Source organism: Roseivirga pacifica (assembly GCF_900111145.1).
GTDB lineage: Bacteria > Bacteroidota > Bacteroidia > Cytophagales > Cyclobacteriaceae > Roseivirga > Roseivirga pacifica.
Genome location: NZ_FOIR01000001.1, coordinates 1037727 through 1057367, shown reverse-complemented (window position 1 = coordinate 1057367; position 19641 = coordinate 1037727). Strand labels below are relative to the sequence as shown.

Below are 19641 nucleotides of genomic sequence, written 5' to 3'. Positions count from 1 at the left end.
CCTTAAGTTCGTTAATTCACAAACCTAGTATATATTTGAAATTCAATGATGAAAAGCTCTTTTTTTACATTAATCTCAAAAGAATTTTTGGCCGAATGGCGACAAAGGTACGCACTTAACGGCATGCTATTGTATATAATCTCTACCATTTTTGTATGCTATTTGAGCTTTAACATAAAAAACACTGATTTACAATTAGTTACATGGAATGCTCTTTTCTGGATTATCATACTTTTCACTTCAATAAACTCCATTGCCAAGAGTTTTATTCAAGAAAATGAGGGTAGACTGCTGTACTATTATTCGCTCGCAAGTCCTCAGCACATCATACTATCTAAGATAGTTTACTACGGCACCATCATGACTATTCTGTCTTTTGCCGGGTATTTCTTTTACAGTTTTGTAATGGGCAACCCTATTCAGGATTTAACCATGTTCGCTTTGGTTGTTCTACTTGCTTCCTTCGGGCTTTCTAGTGCACTTACCATGCTTTCAGGCATAGCCTCCAAAGCACCAAATAGCACCTCGCTTATCGCTATTTTGAGCTTCCCTGTTTTGCTGCCCTTATTACTTGTTATCATTAAGGCATCGAAAAACGCCATGGACGGTATAAACCGAAGCCTCTACATGGACGATATTCTTCTACTGGTAGCGATAAATGCAATAATTGTTGCGGTATCGTACATGTTATTCCCCTATCTTTGGCGCTCATAGAGCAAACGGTTACTGGCATGAAGAAAAAGTGGTGGAAAATTCTATGTGTAGCCCTACTTAGTTACGCCCTTTTAGGTGGATTACTATTCGAGGTTCCAAGGTTGGGAATTCTAAACGAAACCATCAGAAACCTACACTTCCACGTTCCTATGTGGTTCGGAATGATTATCCTACTCACCACCTCTGTTGTTTACTCCATTAAATATTTAAGCTCGAACGATTTGGCAAAAGACCGAATGGCTGTGGAATTTGCCAATGCAGGTGTTCTGTTGGGCATTCTCGGAATTTTAACCGGAGCTTTTTGGGCCAACTACACTTGGGGAGAGCCGTGGAGCGGTGACCCAAAACAGAATAGTGCAGCCATCTGTCTGCTCATTTATTTTGCCTACCTCATTTTAAGAAACTCACTGGAAGACCAGCAACAAAGGGCTAGAATAAGCTCTATCTATAACATTTTCGCATTTGCGGCTATGATTCCATTGCTGTTTATTCTACCAAGAATGACTGACAGCTCACTACACCCAGGAAATGGCGGCAACCCAGGCTTTAATGCCTACGACATGGATAGCCGACTTCGCCTAGTGTTTTACCCGGCAGTAATTGGCTGGACCTTGCTAGGTGTTTGGTTGGTTTCTCAACGCGTAAGAATGCGCAAAATTCAAACGGCTTTAGAAGATTAATGAATATGAAAAAATTCATCGTAACATTCCTTTTATTCCTCTCGTTAAGCGTTTTTGCGCAAGATGGGCAATACACCATTACGGAAGACGACTACAATAATACGTCTATCGAAATGGCAGACACATTACGCTCCAATGGCAAGATTTACGTAGTTGTTGGTGTAGTAATGATCATCTTTGCTGGGGTAATTACTTACATGGTGTTAATTGACCGAAAGATCTCCAAACTAGAGAAGGAGGTTTTTAGTGAAAAAGGTTAATTCTTAGCGGTTTGTGTAGTACTTTTGCCCCGTGATAAACGGGAGGCGGACATGAAGAAATCTAATATAATTGGGCTAATCGTGATAGCAATTGCGGTGGCCGTAATCCTTTCAACAAGACAAAGCGCCAGCTCTTATGTAACTTTTGACGAAGCCTATGCCATGTCTACCAACGGAGACGCTGGTTCGATACACGTGGTGGGCGAACTAAAAAAGAGCAGCAATGGCGAAATTGTTGGAGTAAACCCAAGCTCAGATAGACTTTCCGTTGAATTCATTCTTGTTGATGACAACCACAAAGAACAAAAAGTATTCTTAAATCAACCTATGCCTTCAGACTTACTGAAGTCTGACAAAGTAGTGGTAATTGGCGGCTACCACAACGATAAATTCGTAGCAGATAAAGTTCTATTAAAGTGCCCTTCGAAGTACGAAGAGACTTCACTCTAAATTGAGCCCCAACCTGCTAAACACAACTACATGGCACATATAGGAATCGGAAACGCTGGCCACCTTCTCGTAATTATTTCTTTCATTACTTCTATTGTAGCAGCTATTGCTTACGGAAAAGCCGCTGTTAACAATGAGTTGGGCAACCAGCCGTGGGTAAAGTTTGGTCGATTTACCTTCATTACACACGGTTTAGCGGTTTTAGGTTCTGCAGCCATACTCTTCATTATTATTTACAACAACTACTTCGAGTATCATTATGCTTGGAGTCACTCCTCAAAAAACTTGGCAGTACATTATATGATTGCCTGTTTTTGGGAAGGACAAGAAGGTAGTTTCCTTATTTGGTCTGTTTTCAACGCGCTTTTAGGCTTTATACTTATAAAAACCAATAAGAAATGGGAAGCGCCAGTAATGACCATTTTCGCATTGGTTCAGGCGTTTTTGGCTTCAATGATTCTGGGCGTTGTAATTGGCGATATGAAAATAGGAAGCTCGCCATTTATGCTGCTACGCGATGTTGTTGACAACCCAATATTCCTTATTAATCCGAACTTTGTACCAGAAGATGGCACCGGACTAAACCCATTATTGCAAAACTATTGGATGGTGATTCACCCTCCGATGACATTTCTAGGTTTTGCATGTACACTCATTCCTTTCAGCTTTTGTATTGCTGGGCTTTGGAGAAAAGACTATACCGACTGGATTCGTCCTGCATTACCATGGACAATTTTTGGCGGGGTAATTTTAGGAACCGCCATTATAATGGGTGGTTATTGGGCGTATGAAACGCTGAATTTTGGAGGATACTGGAACTGGGATCCGGTAGAAAATGCCGTTTACATTCCGTGGTTGGTGCTTATTGCCAGCATGCATACCATGATCGTTTTTAAGAAAAGCGAAACAGCACTTAAAACATCAATTGTACTGGTAATCGCTACTTTCTTACTTATTCTATATGCTACTTTCTTGGTAAGAAGTGGTATTCTTGGTAATGCCTCCGTTCACTCATTTACGGATTTAGGCCTATCAGGACAGTTATTGATCTACTTACTCTTCTTCCTAATTGCCTCAATAGTCATTGCAGCCAGGGTATGGAAGGACATCCCTACATCGGAGAAAGAAGCTTCGGCCTATTCGCGCGAATTCTGGATTTTCATTGGAGCACTAACACTTTGCCTAATGGCCTTCCAAGTGTTCGTACCAACATCATTCCCTGTATTCAATAAAATTGTGGAATTGTTCGGAGGACTTTCAAGCCTAGCTCAACCGGCCGACCAAGTACAGTTCTATTCTAAATGGCAGGTTTGGTTTGCCATTGGTATAGCGTTACTTTCTGGTACTGGCCAATTCTTCTTTTGGAAGAAAATGGACAAAGACAAGCTGAAAACGGCTTTAGCCTTTCCTGTAATTATTTCGTTGTTGCTATCGGCCATCATTTTTGTGATCGCCAAAATGTCGAACCCATTGTACATTCTAGTGCTTGTTGCAGGCATGTACTCAATTGTTTCAAATGGAAAAATACTGATCGACCTTTTCAAATCGGGTAGCTATAAACTAACCGGTGGTTCAGTAGCACATATTGGTATTGCCATGATGCTCATTGGTATTATGGCCTCTGAAGGCTACTCTCGCATTGTTTCGAAAAACACCACTACGATTAGTAGAGATTTCACAGAAGAGCAAAACTCTAATATGATCGTGCTTTTTAGAAATGACCCTAAGCCAATGGCGGGTTATTACCTACAATACAAAAGCGAAAATATTAAGGCGGAAAACATCCCGGGGCATATTGAAAAATCTTGGGTGCGCCCTACCGAAGACCCGCATTACAAAGTGGCCAAACACAGCATAGTAATCGATGGGCAAGCATATGCCGAAGAAGGCGACACACTATACTTCCGTAACCCGGAAAACACTTACCACGAAGTGCAATACACTTCGATGGATTCGAGCAAAACCTTTACACTATTCCCAAGGGTTCAACAAAATGAAGACATGGGGTCAACGGTGGTTTCTCCAGACATTAAAAAACTATGGGGAGGTGACCTGTATACTTTCGTGGCGCTACAGAATGATTTTGAAGATGAATTCACTGAGTGGAGCCAACCAGAAACCAAGAACTTAAAACCGGGAGACAGGTTCTTTATCAATGATTATGTGGCTGAATTTACTGGCTTGGTAAGACTAACAAAGGTAAATGGCATTGAACTAGGCGGACAAGACGCTGCCGTGCAGGCAAACATTACAGTATTTACCGAAGAGGGCAAACAAGTAAAGCTGGAACCAAAATTTATTATTAAGGACAAAGCCGTTGGCAAACCAGTTGAAATGAATCAGGAAGTTGCCACAAGAGTAGCCTTGGACAATATTTATCCTGAAAACGGTTCAATTGATTTGACCATTGAAACCACACAAAAAGACTGGATCATTCTTCAAGCAATAGAAAAACCACAAATCAACATTCTTTGGATTGGTACGATTATAATGATCGTAGGCTTTATTATTGCCACCAGAAGAAGGTATGTGGAGTTTATGAAAATGCGCGATAAGGGCTTGGCATAAAGTAGGTTTCAACCGAAAGCTTTTTTCCCTATTTTGAGTCTTTTACCATTTCTGACTCAAGATGAAAAACCGAAGATCCTTTCTGCGCAAAACTTTTTTAACTGCGGGCACACTTTCGCTTTCAAGTTTCTTTCAAAAATCATTGGCTGAAGACATTTCCGATGCCATGATTAACCTGAATAGGCTTAGCCCAGAAGCTGCCGCCCAGGACGAAGAACTTTGGGCAAGAATTAGGCAAGCCTATACCACATCACCAACCATTATTAATTTAAATAACGGAGGCGTTAGCCCACAACCAAAAGTGGTGCAAGATGCTGCCAACCGATATTATACCTATGCCAACGAGGCCCCTTCTTACTACATGTGGCGCGTGCTTGATCAGGGTCGTGAGCCGCTTAGGGCTAAACTTGCCGATCTGGCCGGAACCTCACCAGATGAGTTAGCGATTAACAGAAACACTACCGAAGCCGTGAACACCGTGATATTTGGGCTTAACCTAAAAAAAGGTGACGAGGTAATTCTAACCAAATACGATTACCCAAACATGATGAACGCATGGAGACAGCGAGAAAGACGTGATGGCATTGTGCTGAAATGGTTAGACCTAGATATTCCTACGGATGATAATGATGCAGTTGTGGAGAAATTCAAAGCGGCTATTACTCCAAAAACCAAGGTTTTTCACATTACGCACATCATCAATTGGACAGGGCATATTATGCCGGTAAAAGCACTTTGTGATGTTGCGCGTGCTAATAACATTTACTCCGTGGTAGATGGTGCGCATTCATTCGCTCATTTAGACTTTAAAATCTCAGACTTCGGTTGCGACTTCTTCGGAACAAGTCTGCATAAATGGCTATGTGCTCCTTTCGGCACAGGAATGCTCTATGCTAAAAAGGATAAGATCAAAGATGTCTGGCCTTTGCTCGCCTCTCCCGAAGGCCAAGAAGACAACATCCGCAAGTTTGAAAATATTGGTACGCGCTCATTCGCCATTGAACAAGCAATAGCCTCGGCTATCGACTTTCACAATGCGATTGGCTCGGCCAGAAAAGAAGCCCGACTGAAATACCTCAAAACGTATTGGGTTGATAAGGTAAAAAACATAGATAAGGTGAACTTTTACTCGAGTATGAACCCCGAATATACTGGTGCACTCTTCAACTTTGGCATTGAAGGAAAAGATGCCGGACCAGTTCACAACGACATTTTCCGAACGCACAAGATTCATTCAAGCCCGGTGAAGTACGAACAAGTAAACGGCCCTAGAATTACCCCACATGTATACACATCTAAATACGACTTGGACAGATTATGTGAGGCCATTGAGTTGTCTGCAAAATCATAATAGAGCATTCGTTTATACCCCACGGTTTAAACCGTGGGTTTATGGGATGGCATTTACGCCTTTCAAACCATTTCAATGGTTTTTGTTAAATTGAGTAAGAACAAACACACAACATGTCACACTCATTCCCAAAAATATGGGTTCATTTGGTGTTCAGCACAAAAAATAGACACCCCTTAATTTCTCGCAATCAGGAGGGTAAAATTTATAACTTCATTAAATCCCAAATGATTGACAAAGGCTGTTTTGTTAAAGCTATTGGTGGCATTGAGGACCACATTCATTTGCTTTTCCTTCTTAACCAGAATATTTGCCTAGCCGACCTGGTAAAGCAAATAAAAGGCGCTAGCTCTCATTGGATTAACCAATTCAATCTTTCTTCGGAAAAATTTGCATGGCAAACCGGCTACGGTGCTTTTTCAGTTAGCGAATCACAGCTATTAAAGGTTGAAAAATACATCCTCAACCAAAAAGAACACCATAAAACAAAATCATTCCGTCAGGAATACGAAACATTTCTTAAGATTCACAACCTCAATGAATGAAGTGGTTAAAACCACTATTATTTCATCGCAACCTCAATTTAGCCCATGGTTTAAACCATGGGCTAAATTGAGGTTGAACCGAAACTTGTATAACCTTAGGTTATATGTGCTACCTTCGCAACATGGCACAACGCATTGCTATAATCGGAACGGGAAATGTAGCCTGGCACTTGGCCAGAACATTGGAGAATGCCGGACACCTAATTGTCCACATTTATAGCCGAGATGCAGCCAAGGCCAAAAACTTCGGCCTCGACTTTTTTAATGCCAGCACAGGCGACTCAACCGATTTAAGAAGTGTCGATGCCTTCATTTTCATCATGGCCATTTCTGATGATGCCATTCAGCAAGTTGCGCAAAGTCTTCAGTTACCAGAAAATGCTGTACTCTGCCACACTTCTGGCACTCGCCCACTGCTCGATTTGGGCTATGCCTCCACCGAGCACATTGGCGTTTTTTATCCACTCCAAACCTTTAGCAAAGGCAAAAGGGTAGATTTTTCTGAAATCCCGATTTGTGTGGAAGGTGATACACAGTTTGCTCATGAGTCATTGACCCAGCTAGCCCATTCCATAAGCGGCAATGTGCAGGAGGTAAACAGTGCTCAGCGCAAAGTGCTTCATTTAGCTGCAGTTTTTGCCTGCAACTTTACCAATCACATGTTTACCATTTCGAAGGAAATTCTTGAAAACGGCAACCTCAACTTTGATATACTAAAGCCATTGATTGCCGAAACACTCAACAAATCCTTTGAATTAGGTCCTGAAAATGCCCAAACTGGTCCAGCTGTTCGTGGCGATTTAGAAACACTCGACAGGCAACATGAACTGCTAACAAACCAACCTGAGTTAGCTGAGATTTACAGGCAAATTTCGCAGCACATAATCGATACCTACGAAGAATAACGAATTGATAGCAAGCTTTTTTGCTCACCTTAAGCCAAACCGAATTACCTTTGTAGCGTAATAATTTGCGATGCAACTCTCAACAATTCTAAGACCAAGCTTTGTCTTTAGCTACCTCAAGCTTATTCGCGGGGTCAATTTGTTTTTGGTTGCGTTAACCCAATACCTCACCGCTATCTTTCTTATTGGCAACCGCGAAAGCTGGCTACAAATTCTTACCGACAAAGGCTTTTTCCTAATGGTATCGGCCACGGTAATGATCACTAGCGCTGGCTACCTAATAAACGACTACTACGATGTAAAAATCGACTTTGTGAATAAGCCAAAGCGCGTGGTAGTAGGTAAAAAATTGGGTAGGCGCTGGGTAATTGCCGGCCACACAATACTTAATCTTACGGCCATTGCTTTCGGCTTTTTGCTTTCTATAGAAATAGGGTTAATCATGTTCGGGGCAGCATTTTTACTTTGGTTGTATTCCAATCAGTTAAAGCGACTGCCGTTTGTTGGTAATTTGAGTGTAGCACTTTTAACCGGAACCACACTAATATTAGTAGCCGAATACTTTCACGATCGAGCCTACATAATTGCTTGCTATGCCATATTATCGGCTTTTATCACACTCATTCGCGAAATCATTAAGGATATGGAAGACATGAAGGGCGATGCCCGATTTGGTTGCAAAACTGTACCTATAGTGCTTGGCATTGCCAAAACCAAGTGGGTGCTTTACTGCATCAGCTTGGCCTTTATCATCACTGTTTTTGTACTTATTCAGCACATTTCGTTGGTGCTTCCTTCCATTCTGTTCATTACATTAATACTTTTGAACCTGAGTATTGCAAAAGCAGATACTGTAAAAGCATTTGGCACGCTCAGTACTTACTGCAAAATTATCATGTTGCTGGGCGTACTAAGCATGATTTGGATTTAATGAAGAAGAGAATTTCCATTTTCGCATCGGGCAGCGGGTCTAACGCTGAAGAGTTTTTCAAGCACTTTCAAAACCACCCATCGGTTGAAATTGTATCGGTTTTTACCAATAACAAATCGGCCGGGGTAATTGAACGTGCCAGCCGATACCACATTCCGCACCACGTTTATAACCGAACGTTTTGGCAAACTGGCGATGTAATTCTCGATATTCTGGCAGAAGAGAAAGTAGACTACATTGTATTAGCCGGCTTTATGCTGCTAATTCCTCAAGCGCTGGTAAAGCAATATTCCGATAGAATTTTCAATATTCACCCAGCTTTACTACCCAAATTTGGCGGCCAAGGCATGTACGGTAGCAATGTACATAAAGCCGTAAAAGCCGCTGGCGAATCAGAATCGGGCATTACCATTCACTTTGTAAACGAAGAGTACGACCGTGGCACCATCATCTACCAAGAAAGCTGCGCGCTGAGCCCAGAAGATTCTGCCGAGGAGATTGCGGCCAAAGTATTAAAGCTCGAACATAAAAATTATCCAAAAGTGGTGGAGCAAGAAGTTCTGAAGTAAAACACGTTTCTCACTTACGATTAACCCGTTCAAAAAAGAAATTATTTATATAAAGACATACGAGAACAAGGTCGATTTAAGACACGTGAATTCCGGAAGACAATTCAAAAGGGAAAGCGTTAATAAATTCTCGAATGAAAGATTACTAATCGCAAGCGTTTCAATTGCCTCTGCATTTTTAAAAGAGGTTTTGAAAGAAGTTTTTAACAATAACCTACTTGACCCAAAGCTTGTAATTTTAATTCAACCAATGGAAAAAGTAGAGGGAGGCATATCGGAAGTGGAAAGAATGACTTTCAATGATTTGGTTGAACAAATTGGAGGCAAGTACGTCTTCGTTCACGATACTTGTGAAGAACTATCTGATGAAATGGTAAAGCAAATTACCAAAACCCCTATCCTGTCCATTTAGGTTATTAAAAAGGTTTTAGCCAAAAAAAGTATAAGTCCTAACGGTTCTCAAAACCATATAAATTCCCTAGTTTTGCGACTTAATAAATCCCCTCGGAAATGTCGCAGGTAAAAATTCAATCCGCTTTAATATCAGTATTTTACAAAGACAATCTAGCTCCAATTATTGAGCTACTTAAGTCGAATGGCGTAACCATCTATTCTACAGGTGGTACACAAAAATTTATAGAAGATCAGGGTGCCGAAGTTATTCCTGTGGAAGACCTAACCAGCTACCCATCGATTTTCGGTGGAAGAGTAAAAACCCTTCACCCAAAAGTATTTGGCGGAATTTTACACAGAAGAGACAACGAGGGCGACTTAGACCAAGCCAAAGAATTCGAAATTCCTTCAATAGACTTGGTAATTGTAGACCTTTACCCGTTTGAAGAAACCGTAGCTTCTGGTGCACCTGCACAAGACATTATCGAGAAGATTGACATTGGTGGCATTTCACTTATTCGTGCCGCTGCCAAAAATTATAAAGACGTGTTGATCGTTTCTTCTCGCGAGCAATATGGCGCTGTAGAAACCTTGCTACAGGAAAAGAACGGTGCTACTGACCTTGCTGACAGAAGAAAATTTGCCGCGCAAGCTTTTGATATTTCTTCGCACTACGATTCGGCCATCTTCAATTACTTTAACGAGGAAGAGAAGCTGGACAAATTCAAAGTTAGCGAGCGTGAAGGCAAGCAATTGCGTTACGGTGAAAACCCTCACCAGGAAGGTCACTTCTACGGTCCGTTGAATGAGTTGTTCGACCAACTGAACGGAAAAGAACTTTCTTACAATAACTTGGTAGACATTGATGCTGCCGTTTGTTTGATTGAAGAATTTGATGCCAGCGAGCATGCTTTTGCCATTCTTAAACACACTAACGCATGTGGCGTAGCCATTGGCACCGATGTGAAAGACGCCTACTTAAAAGCTTTTGCAGCAGATACTGTTTCAGCTTTTGGTGGTGTTTTGGTAAGCAACCAAAACATTGACTTAGCTGCTGCAGAGGAGCTACACAAACTATTCTTTGAGGTGTTGATTGCCCCAAGTTTTGACGATGATGCACTTGAGTTACTAAAAGGCAAGAAAAACAGAATTTTGCTCGTTAAGAAGCAAAATCTTTCTGCCCAAACGCAATACAAGAGCTTATTGAATGGCGTAATTGTTCAAGATCGCGATTTGGTAACCGACAAGGCTGAAGATTTTAAAACAGTTACCAAGAAAGACGTAACTGAGGCTGAAAAGAGGGCGTTGGTATTTGCATCTAAAGTTTGCAAGCACACTAAGTCGAACACCATTATTTTAGCAAAAGAAGGACAAATGCTATCGAGCGGAGTTGGCCAAACTTCAAGGGTTGATGCCTTGAAACAAGCCATTGAGAAAGCTAAAGCATTTGGCTTTGATTTGAACGGAGCTGTAATGGCTTCCGATGCTTTCTTCCCTTTCCCTGACTGTGTGGAAATTGCTCACGGAGAAGGCGTAAATGCAGTGATTCAACCAGGTGGTTCTATTAAAGACGAACTATCGATTAACTACTGCGATGAGCACGATATGGCCATGGTATTTACCGGTACCCGCCATTTCAAACATTAAGCTTTTGATAAGCTTAATTTTTTAGTAAATAGGTACTTATTAGTTAAAAATAATCAGACAAGGAGACGCATTAGATGGGGTTTTTTGACTTTCTAACAAGTGATATAGCGATTGATTTGGGTACAGCAAACACCCTGATCATTCATAAAGATAAAATCGTGGTTGATGAACCTTCCATCATTGCCATTGACAAGAATACAAACAAGGTTTTGGCCATTGGTAAAGAGGCCATGAACATGCACGAAAAAACGCACGAAAACATTAAAACCATTCGCCCATTAAAGGATGGTGTAATTGCGGATTTCGAAGCAGCTGAAATGATGATTAAGGGAATGATCAAAATGATCGACCTGAACAAGCGTAGCTTTATGCCATCATCTCACCGCATGGTTATTTGTATTCCGTCTGGTATTACCGAGGTGGAAAAAAGAGCGGTACGTGACTCTGCCGAGCACGCCAACGCCAAAGAGGTTTACATGATTTACGAGCCAATTGCAGCAGCCATTGGTACCGGAATTAAAATTGATGAGCCAGTAGGTTCAATGATTGTAGATATTGGGGGTGGTACTACCGAGATTGCCGTTATCGCATTGAGCGGTATTGTTTGCGACCAATCTATTCGTGTAGCCGGAGACACCTTTACCAAAGACATTCTCGACTATATGAGAAGACAGCACAACCTGTTGATTGGTGAAAGAAGTGCTGAAAAAGTAAAAATCGCCATCGGTTCTGCCCTAACAGAACTGGATGACGCACCGGAAGATTACGAGATCAGAGGCCGAGACCTAATGACGGGTATTCCTAAGGTGATCAAGATTTCATACTCTGAAATTGCCTTCGCGCTAGATAAGTCTGTTTCTAAAATTGAAGAGGCAGTCCTTAAAGCCCTAGAGATTTCACCGCCAGAACTTTCTGCCGACATTTACGACAGAGGTATTCACCTAACAGGTGGCGGTGCATTATTGAAAGGCTTAGACAAGCGTTTGGCTTTGAAAACCAAACTGCCTATTCACATTGCGGACGATCCGTTAAGAGCGGTAGTGCGTGGTACAGGCGAGGCGCTTAAAAACGTTAATTCATACAAGGCTGTATTAATGATCTGATGATGGATGGGGCAGCTATTAGCGTTTTTATTTAAATACCGTGCATTTATCGTATTTCTGTTTTTAGAAGTGCTCTGTATTTGGATGATCGTTGGCAACAACGATTATCAACGCACAGCTTTCATCAATGGCGCATCGGGTTTTATCGGTTCGGTAAACAAAACATCGCGCAATATTGGCGACTACTTTGAGCTTAGCAGGGTAAACGAAGAACTGGCTACAGAAAACGCGCGTTTAAGAGCGTTGCTTTTGAGCCAAATGGCCTCGGAGGTCACGCTAGACTCTACTGAGCAGGTGAGCATTGTAGCCGATACTACCGACACCGTTCAGTATGTTTTGCGCCAAGCCGAAATTGTTCAAAACAGCATTCGAAATGCCAACAACTTCTTTATGATTAATAAAGGAAGCAGGGATAGCATAAAGCCGAATATGGGAGTAATGAACTCCTTTGGTGTGGTTGGAAAAATTCGCTCGGTTTCAGAGCGGTATGCCGAAGGGGTTTCTGTTTTGAACACTAAAAACCCAGTTTCCGTAAAGCATGTGCCATCGGGCAGGGTTGGTACGCTCCAGTGGGGCGGCACAAACCCTAAAGTTTCGGACCTATTTTACATTACACCCGATGTAACCGTGCAAGAAGGCGACACCATTGTTACCTCTAGCTACAACGCCATTTTTCCTAAGGAAGTAATGGTGGGCACTGTAGCATCCGTTACGGAAGATGCTAACAAAACTTACCTTCAGATTAAAGTAAAACTTAGCGTAGACTACGGAAAGCTGTCGTACGTGTACGTAATTGAAAATTTGCATAAGGCAGAGCAAGATTCTTTGGTAGAAACCAACCCAATAGATCAGCAATGAACAGGAGCTTAATTCGTATCATATTCACTTTTGCGCTACTATTACCATTACAGGTTTTGGTATTCCGCAACTTTGTGGTCTTTGGTACAGGTTTCTCATTCATTTACCTGCTATGCCTGCTTATGCTACCGGTAGAAATGAGCGTAATTACCGGAATGATAGTGGCGCTCTTTACAGGCTTGGCTGTAGACCTGTTTTACCACACATTGGGTATTCATGCAGCAGCAAGCGTTTTTCTAATGTTTTTGCGCTACCATTGGTTAAGAATGAATGGTCCGCGCAGTGGCTATGAAGTAAACCACCTGCCTTTGCTTAGCAATTATGGCCTTGGCTGGTTTATAGGTTATGCGTTGCCACTTATCTTTGTACACAGCTTGGTGGTGTTCTTTGTAGAGGCTGGTAATGTTGCCTTGTTTTGGCAAAGTACGTTTAGAGCCTTGATAACCACTATAATAAGCCTCATATTTATAGTCATTTCGCAATATTTTCTGTACCCTAGGGAGCAATAAATATGTTTGAAAACAGACGATATATCATTCAAGCCATATTCATCGGAGTTGGGCTAGTGTTTTTGGTAAAGCTATTTGCCTTGCAAGTGGCCGATGATACCTATCACATTAAAGCCGAAAGGAATATTATTCATAGAATTATTGAATATCCTTTTAGGGGTTTGATGTATGATAGGAATGATGAACTAATTGTTTACAACGAACCTATTTATGACCTAATGGTGGTTCCGCGCGATGTGTACATTGCCGATACTGCCGACTTTTGCAACCTCTTTAAAATTACCGAAGAAGACTTTTTAGCCCGAATGCAAAAGGCCAGAAAGTATTCTTCCGTTAAGCCTTCGGCTTTTTTGCAGAAGATTTCGCACGAAGAGTTTGCGCTTATTCAAGATCACTTATATAAGTTCAATGGCTTTTACGCCAACCCAAGAACAATTCGAAAATACAGCCAACCCCTTTTGGCAAACGAAATCGGCTACACGGGAGAAATTAGCCCAAAAGAACTGGAAAGAGACACTACAGGCTACTACAAATCGGGAGACTACGTAGGTGTAACCGGTCTTGAAAAGTACTATGAAGAACAACTTCGTGGTGTGCGTGGTGTTAGCAGAAAAGTCGTAAACGTAAATGGCATTGAAAAAGGCTCTTTCAAAAATGGCGAGTACGACACTGCTGCTGTTCCGGGCAAAAACCTTATCACCACAATTGACCTAAAATTACAAGCCTATGCCGAAAAACTGCTGGCTGGAAAAAGAGGCAGTGTGGTGGCAATTGAACCCTCTACTGGTGAAGTACTGGTAATGGCTTCGGCACCAAGCTACGACCCTAATTTGCTTACGGGTAGAGAGTTTGGCAAAAACTTTAAAAAGATTGAATCGGATACTACTTCTCCACTTTTCAATCGGGCTATTCAGGCGCAGTACCCTCCTGGCTCTATTTTTAAAACAGTACAAGCTTTAATTGCTTTGGATGAAGGCGTGATATCTGCGGATGAAGCCATTATGGTTTACAACATTCATATGGGTGACCACGCCCCTTCTGGTAAATACGATGTGACACGAGGCATAGAAAACTCTTCGAACAACTACTTCTATGAAGTGATGAGAAGAACCGTTAACCAAGGGCTCTCATCAAGTATATTTACCGATACCCATTTAGGCATGGAAAAATGGGCCAGAGCAGTTGAAGGCTTCGGTTTTGGCAGTCCACTAGGTATAGATATTAAGGGTGAGGCGCCCGGCCTTGTACCTGACACTGAGTTCTACCATAAAATGTACCCTAAGGAAAAGGGCAGCTGGGCTTATAGCACTATTTACTCCCTTTCCATTGGGCAAGGAGAGTTGCTGGTTACACCACTACAAGTAGCCAACTTGGCTGCAACCATTGCCAACCGAGGCTATTACATTAAACCGCACCTGGTTAGTGGATTTAAAGAGAACGGTGTAGTTACGCCAATAGAATACGAAAAACACTACACGGGCAAAGGTGACGAATACTATCCCGCCATTATTGAAGGCATGAAGCTAGCCGTGGAGAAGACGGCAAAAAGAGCAGTAATCAAAGACATTCCTATAGCGGGCAAAACGGGTACTGCCGAAAATGGCGTGAAAAACGAATCGCTAGACCACTCGGTGTTTATGGCCTTTGCCCCTGCTGACGACCCTAAAATTGCCATAGCAGTTTACACCGAAAATGCCGGTTGGGGAGGTGGTGCCTCTGCATCCATTGCCAGTTTGATTATAGAAAAATACATTAGAGGGGAAATCAAAAAGACTTGGTGGAACCGCGAGGAATATGTCTTGAAGAAGTTGTACCTGAAGGGGCTTGAAGGAGTTGAGAATTGAGAAAAGAAGGAAGTCTTTTTGGTAGCATAGATTGGCTTATTGTCATTATTTATTTTACCCTAGTTGTACTGGGTTGGTTCAATATTTTCGCTTCGGTTTACGATCCCGTAGCCAACCAGAGCATTCTCGATATGAACCTAAACAGCGGTAGGCAGCTAGTTTTTATTGGTGTTGCACTAGTACCCATTTTAGTGATACTCCTCCTCGATTTCCGCATTTACGAATCCTTTGCCCCGCTTTTTTATGGTATTATGATACTGCTGCTAGCGGGGGTACTCGTATTTGGGCGAGAGGTAAACGGTGCTAAGGCTTGGTTCGAAATTGGCGCATTTAGATTTCAGCCTGCCGAATTCACCAAAATGGCTACAGCCATGCTGCTGGCAAGATATGTTTCTTCTACCGGGGTTAAGCTAACCGATTTCAGCTCACAGCTCAAAGTATTTCTAATTCTTGGGCTTCCCATTGGGCTTATTATGCTCCAGCCAGACTTTGGTTCGGTAATTATATTTGCCTCGCTCATTATCCCAATGTATCGCGAAGGCTTTCCTTCCATTTACCTGATTCTTGGGCTTACCATCGGGGTGCTTTTTGTACTCACTTTGCTGGTACCTCAAAACTACCTGTTCATTGGCATTGGTGCCGTTACGCTTATCGCGGCTATTATGCAGTGGAAAAAACCAAAGCGACTTATTCCCGTGGCGCTTATTGCCATTGGTATAACTTGCTTTGTGCTGGCCACAGATTTTATTCTGAACGAAGTGATATATGAGTATCAGAAAAAGCGTGTGGAAGCCATTTTCCGCCCTGAACTGGTAGACCCACAAGCCGAAGGATGGAACCTAGAACAGTCTAAGATTGCCATTGGCTCGGGTGGCTTTGCCGGCAAGGGCTTTTTGGAAGGCACCCAAACCAAGTTTGGTTATGTGCCCGAACAAAGTACTGACTTTATCTTTTCTACCCTAGCCGAAGAACATGGTTGGATAGGGAGTTTGGTACTTGTAACACTATTTATTGCGCTAATTTTACGGGTGATATTTATTGCAGAAAGGCAAAAGTCAAAGTTCGCGCGGGTGTATGGCTACAGTGTGGCTTCTATACTGTTCTTCCACTTTTCTATTAACATCGCCATGACGATTGGGCTCTTCCCAGTAGTAGGCATTCCATTGCCGTTCTTTAGCTATGGTGGTTCATCGCTTTGGTCATTCACCATTATGCTCTTTATTCTGCTAAAGATAGACATGCACCGCTCACAGGTGTTGATGAGGTTTTAAGTTGAATATGGACCTAAACCTTGGGTTAGGATCCGAGATATTCGAGCAAGACTTCATCTAGTCGTTCTCCTTCTGGTCCGGGCGCATTATCCTCAATCACTTTGCCTTCACTATTTAGAATAATGTAGCGGGGTATGAAGTCTATCTTTAGGTCTTTGATAAACTGCTGCGCTTCAGGGTTAATCAATAGGTAACTGTGCTCATATGTTTCTAGGTGATGGCTTAATGAGGCGGTCTCCCATTTTTGCTTATCTCTATCCATAGAAAGATAAATGAACTTTACCCCCTTATCTTCGAACAAGGCGCGCTTTTCTTCAGAGAATGGCATGGCCTGTCTACACGGAGCACACCAGCTTGCCCAAAAGTCCACATAGTATAATTGTGTTGAATCGGAAGCTTCCTTCACCAATTCAGACAAGGTGAGCATCGAACCAGCGTTTGACATCAGCATTAAATCTGCTGTTGAATTTATCTCCGCATCGTAAGCCAACAAGTACCTTTCTTCAAATGAGGCTACAAATGCAGAGTCTTGGTGATCGACCAGAAATTTGGACAGGTACTTCCTTACGTTTATGTTGCTCTCTTCGAAAGACACCATTTGTTCAAGACAAATTTTACGCGCATACGCTAACAAATCACCTTCCAAATAATCCGGCAACTTATCATAGGCCTCTTTGTAATTGATGTATGATTTGTTTGTTGACCTATCCTCCTCCCCATTGAGCACAAGCTTTATAATCAAGTAACTCAAATAACCACGGACAAAAGGACTCTTTACAAAAATGTCGGTCTGATAAAGGTTAGAATTGAATATCTGATCATAAATTTCTGGTTTATCGAACTGACTGGCAAGAAAACTCAACCTCAAATATGCCTCTCTACGATCAATTTCATACTTCAAACCCTGAATTGCTTCTAACTCTGGGCTACTGATTTCCAGCAGAGGTGTAGGTGTGGCTTCCAATTGATAGATAAGTTTTTCCACCAACTTATCATAAAGCTCAGGATTACTCTCTAGGAGCGGTTTGTTAATAGATAAACCATATACTTTCGAAACGCTCAAACCATAATCGACACCCTTGAAGGCTAAACTAGAGTCTACAGCTATTAGTAGATTAAAGAGTGAATCCGTCTCCGATAATATTTTACTTCTTTCTTCCACAATCTTTTGTGCATCCAGCCTATCAGTGGATCTCACATTCATTTTAGTAGAATCCAGGTCTATTCTTAGTGTATCTCCCCTCGAAATGAACTTGGTTTGACGGTAGTCAACCAATGAGTGAACAGTGGCTCTGGCAGGATGATTTAGTTTTAAAGCAATGGTATCGACACTATTATAATTTACAATCCAATTATCTGGCCGATGCGCTATGGAATCGAGCAATTCAATTGAAATTGGAGAATCTGTAGAGTTGCTAATAATCACCACAGCCTCATTAGGCTGCTTTTCAGCACTGGGTTCTAAAAGCGTGTTTTCCGCCTCTGTATTACAGGCTACAATAAGGATAAGGACTAGAAAAAGTAATGACTTGTTATTCATGTGTATTTATGAATAACAGTATAACTAATTTCTTAGTACAAAGCTAGAGAAGCCTCAAATATCTAATTAACACTACTAGGCTGAACTCCATTGAAAGACTTTAAAAACCCTTCTCCTAACCTGAGGTTATGAGAACCGCTTCTCCAGCACAGCCATTAGCGCCTCAACTTCCTCGCTTTCCATATCCCAGCCATTGTTATATTCATTGGCTTTGGCTAAGGCATCTTTTAAGTCGCTGGCATGGTCTATGGCCTGAAATGCCGCCTTCATTTTAGCCGCATCTCCTCCAAACAAATTGTTCTGAAACATGAATTTCTCATTGAGGGTTAAGCTGGCCTCAATGGATTTTTTCATGCTTTTCTGTAGCTTTTCTGCAAGCGTTAGGCTTTTTCCTTCTTTGTGAAACTGATCGTTAAGCGTAGCTGGCCCTTCGTGTTTGGACGCTTCGGTAGGTGTGGCAGCAGGGGCTGGAGCCGCAACCTTTGGAGCTTCCTGAACTGGCGTGGGAGTTGGTTCCGCTACTGGTGCTGGCTTAGGTGGCTCTATCTTTTCGAAAGCGCCTGCCAATAAAGCCGAAGCATTCAGCTTATCCATAAATTCGGTGGCATCAACTTCCTCAAACTTATCGGCACTTACCTGATCGAATGCGGCCAGCACAGAAGCCTTAGTATCGAAAGCACCAATGGCATCAACCACCTGCTTAAAAGCATCGCGGTTGGTTTTTATGTATTTGAATTGCTTGTTAAAATCTTGCGGCTTTTCCGAACGATCAAGTACACCTTCCAAAAACAGTTTGGGTGCAAAGGCAATCAAAAAAGCATCTGCTATGGCCTGAACCAACAACGGCTCTAAATGTGCTCTATCTATACTTATGTGGTTAGAAAGCACATTCATAAAGTCTTTGAGCGCCTCTTTTACCTTCTCATGCTTAAAATCGAAATAAGGACTCTCTAATTTTTCTATCTCTTTTTTCCACTGATTAAACAGCGAACGAATAAGAAAAGAATTAACCTGCCTTGAATTTGTAAGAGAAATCAGTCGCTCACCATCAATTTTTACATCACTTACAAATGCATTTGCTAGTAATTGTTGACCAATTTGCTGACTTATTTTACTTACAGAGTCTGCCTTAAGCTTGTAGGACATTGCTTATTTCTTTTGATTTGTAAATTGAGAATTATGCCTAGAATCCTGATTAGAAATCTGAACGACAAGGTAGTTACTGCTAAAGATAACTCCACAAGCATTCTAAATATTATTCATGAAAGCGGAATAGATTGGATGCACGCTTGCGGAGCCAAAGGCAGATGCACTAGCTGTAAAATGATTGTGCATGAAGGCTTGGACAAAATGGGCGAAGATAGTGAAGCGGAAAAACGCTTTAGGGCCATGGGGCGTTTAAAGGACAACCAACGATTGGCCTGCCAAAACCAACTAACGGCCGATTTGGAGGTAAGTGTAGCAGAGGAGAACAAGTTTCCCCATATGAATTATTCAGAGTAA

20 protein-coding genes are annotated in these 19641 nt (G+C 41.9%); 18 read left to right on the top strand and 2 right to left on the bottom strand.

Features of this window, described 5'->3' with window-relative positions:
* Nucleotides 1-45 precede the first annotated feature (45 nt).
* The 17 genes from BMW98_RS04670 (at nucleotide 46) to rodA (ending at nucleotide 16598) form a co-directional block, all read left to right on the top strand.
* Complete coding sequence (locus BMW98_RS04670) at nucleotides 46-714, top strand: heme exporter protein CcmB (RefSeq protein ID WP_245733484.1); 669 nt, start codon at nucleotides 46-48, stop codon at nucleotides 712-714.
* A gap of 17 nt (nucleotides 715-731) precedes the next feature.
* Entirely contained in the window at nucleotides 732-1394 is a 663-nt protein-coding gene (gene ccsA / locus BMW98_RS04665; RefSeq protein WP_090257317.1) for a cytochrome c biogenesis protein CcsA, read from the top strand.
* 5 nt (nucleotides 1395-1399) lie between these two features.
* Nucleotides 1400-1654: a CcmD family protein gene (locus BMW98_RS04660; RefSeq protein WP_090258212.1), complete on the top strand. Its 255-nt coding sequence runs from the start codon at nucleotides 1400-1402 to the stop codon at nucleotides 1652-1654.
* 51 nt (nucleotides 1655-1705) lie between these two features.
* A complete protein-coding gene (locus BMW98_RS04655; RefSeq protein ID WP_090257316.1) occupies nucleotides 1706-2104 on the top strand; it encodes a cytochrome c maturation protein CcmE domain-containing protein in 399 nt (132 codons plus the stop codon).
* A gap of 30 nt (nucleotides 2105-2134) precedes the next feature.
* On the top strand, nucleotides 2135-4672 hold the full coding sequence (gene ccsA / locus BMW98_RS04650) for a cytochrome c biogenesis protein CcsA (RefSeq protein ID WP_090257314.1): 2538 nt from the start codon (nucleotides 2135-2137) through the stop codon (nucleotides 4670-4672).
* Nucleotides 4673-4733: 61 nt separating this feature from the next.
* On the top strand, nucleotides 4734-6023 hold the full coding sequence (locus tag BMW98_RS04645) for an aminotransferase class V-fold PLP-dependent enzyme (RefSeq protein ID WP_090257312.1): 1290 nt from the start codon (nucleotides 4734-4736) through the stop codon (nucleotides 6021-6023).
* 113 nt (nucleotides 6024-6136) lie between these two features.
* Nucleotides 6137-6568 (top strand): IS200/IS605 family transposase, encoded by a 432-nt coding sequence (gene tnpA, locus BMW98_RS04640; protein ID WP_090257310.1) that lies wholly within the window; start codon nucleotides 6137-6139, stop codon nucleotides 6566-6568.
* Between the two features lie 122 nt (nucleotides 6569-6690).
* Nucleotides 6691-7473, top strand: a complete 783-nt coding sequence (locus BMW98_RS04635) for a Rossmann-like and DUF2520 domain-containing protein (protein ID WP_090258211.1) — start codon at nucleotides 6691-6693, stop codon at nucleotides 7471-7473.
* A 70-nt stretch (nucleotides 7474-7543) separates the two neighbouring features.
* Nucleotides 7544-8404: a geranylgeranylglycerol-phosphate geranylgeranyltransferase gene (locus BMW98_RS04630; RefSeq protein WP_090257309.1), complete on the top strand. Its 861-nt coding sequence runs from the start codon at nucleotides 7544-7546 to the stop codon at nucleotides 8402-8404.
* Complete coding sequence (gene purN / locus BMW98_RS04625; protein WP_090257307.1) at nucleotides 8404-8973, top strand: phosphoribosylglycinamide formyltransferase; 570 nt, start codon at nucleotides 8404-8406, stop codon at nucleotides 8971-8973. Before BMW98_RS04630 ends, purN begins: the two co-directional genes overlap by 1 nt.
* A gap of 250 nt (nucleotides 8974-9223) precedes the next feature.
* Complete coding sequence (locus BMW98_RS20400; protein ID WP_162844678.1) at nucleotides 9224-9385, top strand: hypothetical protein; 162 nt, start codon at nucleotides 9224-9226, stop codon at nucleotides 9383-9385.
* 98 nt (nucleotides 9386-9483) lie between these two features.
* Nucleotides 9484-11013, top strand: a complete 1530-nt coding sequence (gene purH / locus BMW98_RS04615; protein ID WP_090257304.1) for a bifunctional phosphoribosylaminoimidazolecarboxamide formyltransferase/IMP cyclohydrolase — start codon at nucleotides 9484-9486, stop codon at nucleotides 11011-11013.
* A 74-nt stretch (nucleotides 11014-11087) separates the two neighbouring features.
* A complete protein-coding gene (locus BMW98_RS04610) occupies nucleotides 11088-12116 on the top strand; it encodes a rod shape-determining protein (protein WP_090257302.1) in 1029 nt (342 codons plus the stop codon).
* Nucleotides 12117-12122: 6 nt separating this feature from the next.
* Nucleotides 12123-12974, top strand: coding sequence for a rod shape-determining protein MreC (gene mreC, locus BMW98_RS04605; RefSeq protein ID WP_090257300.1), 852 nt, complete (start codon nucleotides 12123-12125; stop codon nucleotides 12972-12974).
* Nucleotides 12971-13483 (top strand): hypothetical protein, encoded by a 513-nt coding sequence (locus BMW98_RS04600; protein ID WP_090257298.1) that lies wholly within the window; start codon nucleotides 12971-12973, stop codon nucleotides 13481-13483. The genes mreC and BMW98_RS04600 overlap by 4 nt, the downstream gene beginning before the upstream one ends.
* Before the next feature lie 2 nt (nucleotides 13484-13485).
* Nucleotides 13486-15327, top strand: a complete 1842-nt coding sequence (mrdA, locus tag BMW98_RS04595) for a penicillin-binding protein 2 (protein ID WP_090257297.1) — start codon at nucleotides 13486-13488, stop codon at nucleotides 15325-15327.
* A complete protein-coding gene (gene rodA / locus BMW98_RS04590; protein ID WP_090257295.1) occupies nucleotides 15324-16598 on the top strand; it encodes a rod shape-determining protein RodA in 1275 nt (424 codons plus the stop codon). The genes mrdA and rodA overlap by 4 nt, the downstream gene beginning before the upstream one ends.
* 25 nt (nucleotides 16599-16623) lie before the next feature.
* Here rodA and BMW98_RS04585 read toward each other — a convergent pair whose 3' ends face one another.
* Both BMW98_RS04585 and BMW98_RS04580 read right to left on the bottom strand, forming a co-directional pair.
* Entirely contained in the window at nucleotides 16624-18138 is a 1515-nt protein-coding gene (locus BMW98_RS04585; protein ID WP_090257294.1) for a thioredoxin-like domain-containing protein, read from the bottom strand.
* 126 nt (nucleotides 18139-18264) lie between these two features.
* Nucleotides 18265-19284 (bottom strand): hypothetical protein, encoded by a 1020-nt coding sequence (locus BMW98_RS04580; protein ID WP_090257293.1) that lies wholly within the window; start codon nucleotides 19282-19284, stop codon nucleotides 18265-18267.
* 33 nt (nucleotides 19285-19317) lie between these two features.
* On the opposite strand from BMW98_RS04580, the gene BMW98_RS04575 reads away from it, so the two are divergent.
* Nucleotides 19318-19641, top strand: coding sequence for a 2Fe-2S iron-sulfur cluster-binding protein (locus tag BMW98_RS04575; protein WP_090257291.1), 324 nt, complete (start codon nucleotides 19318-19320; stop codon nucleotides 19639-19641).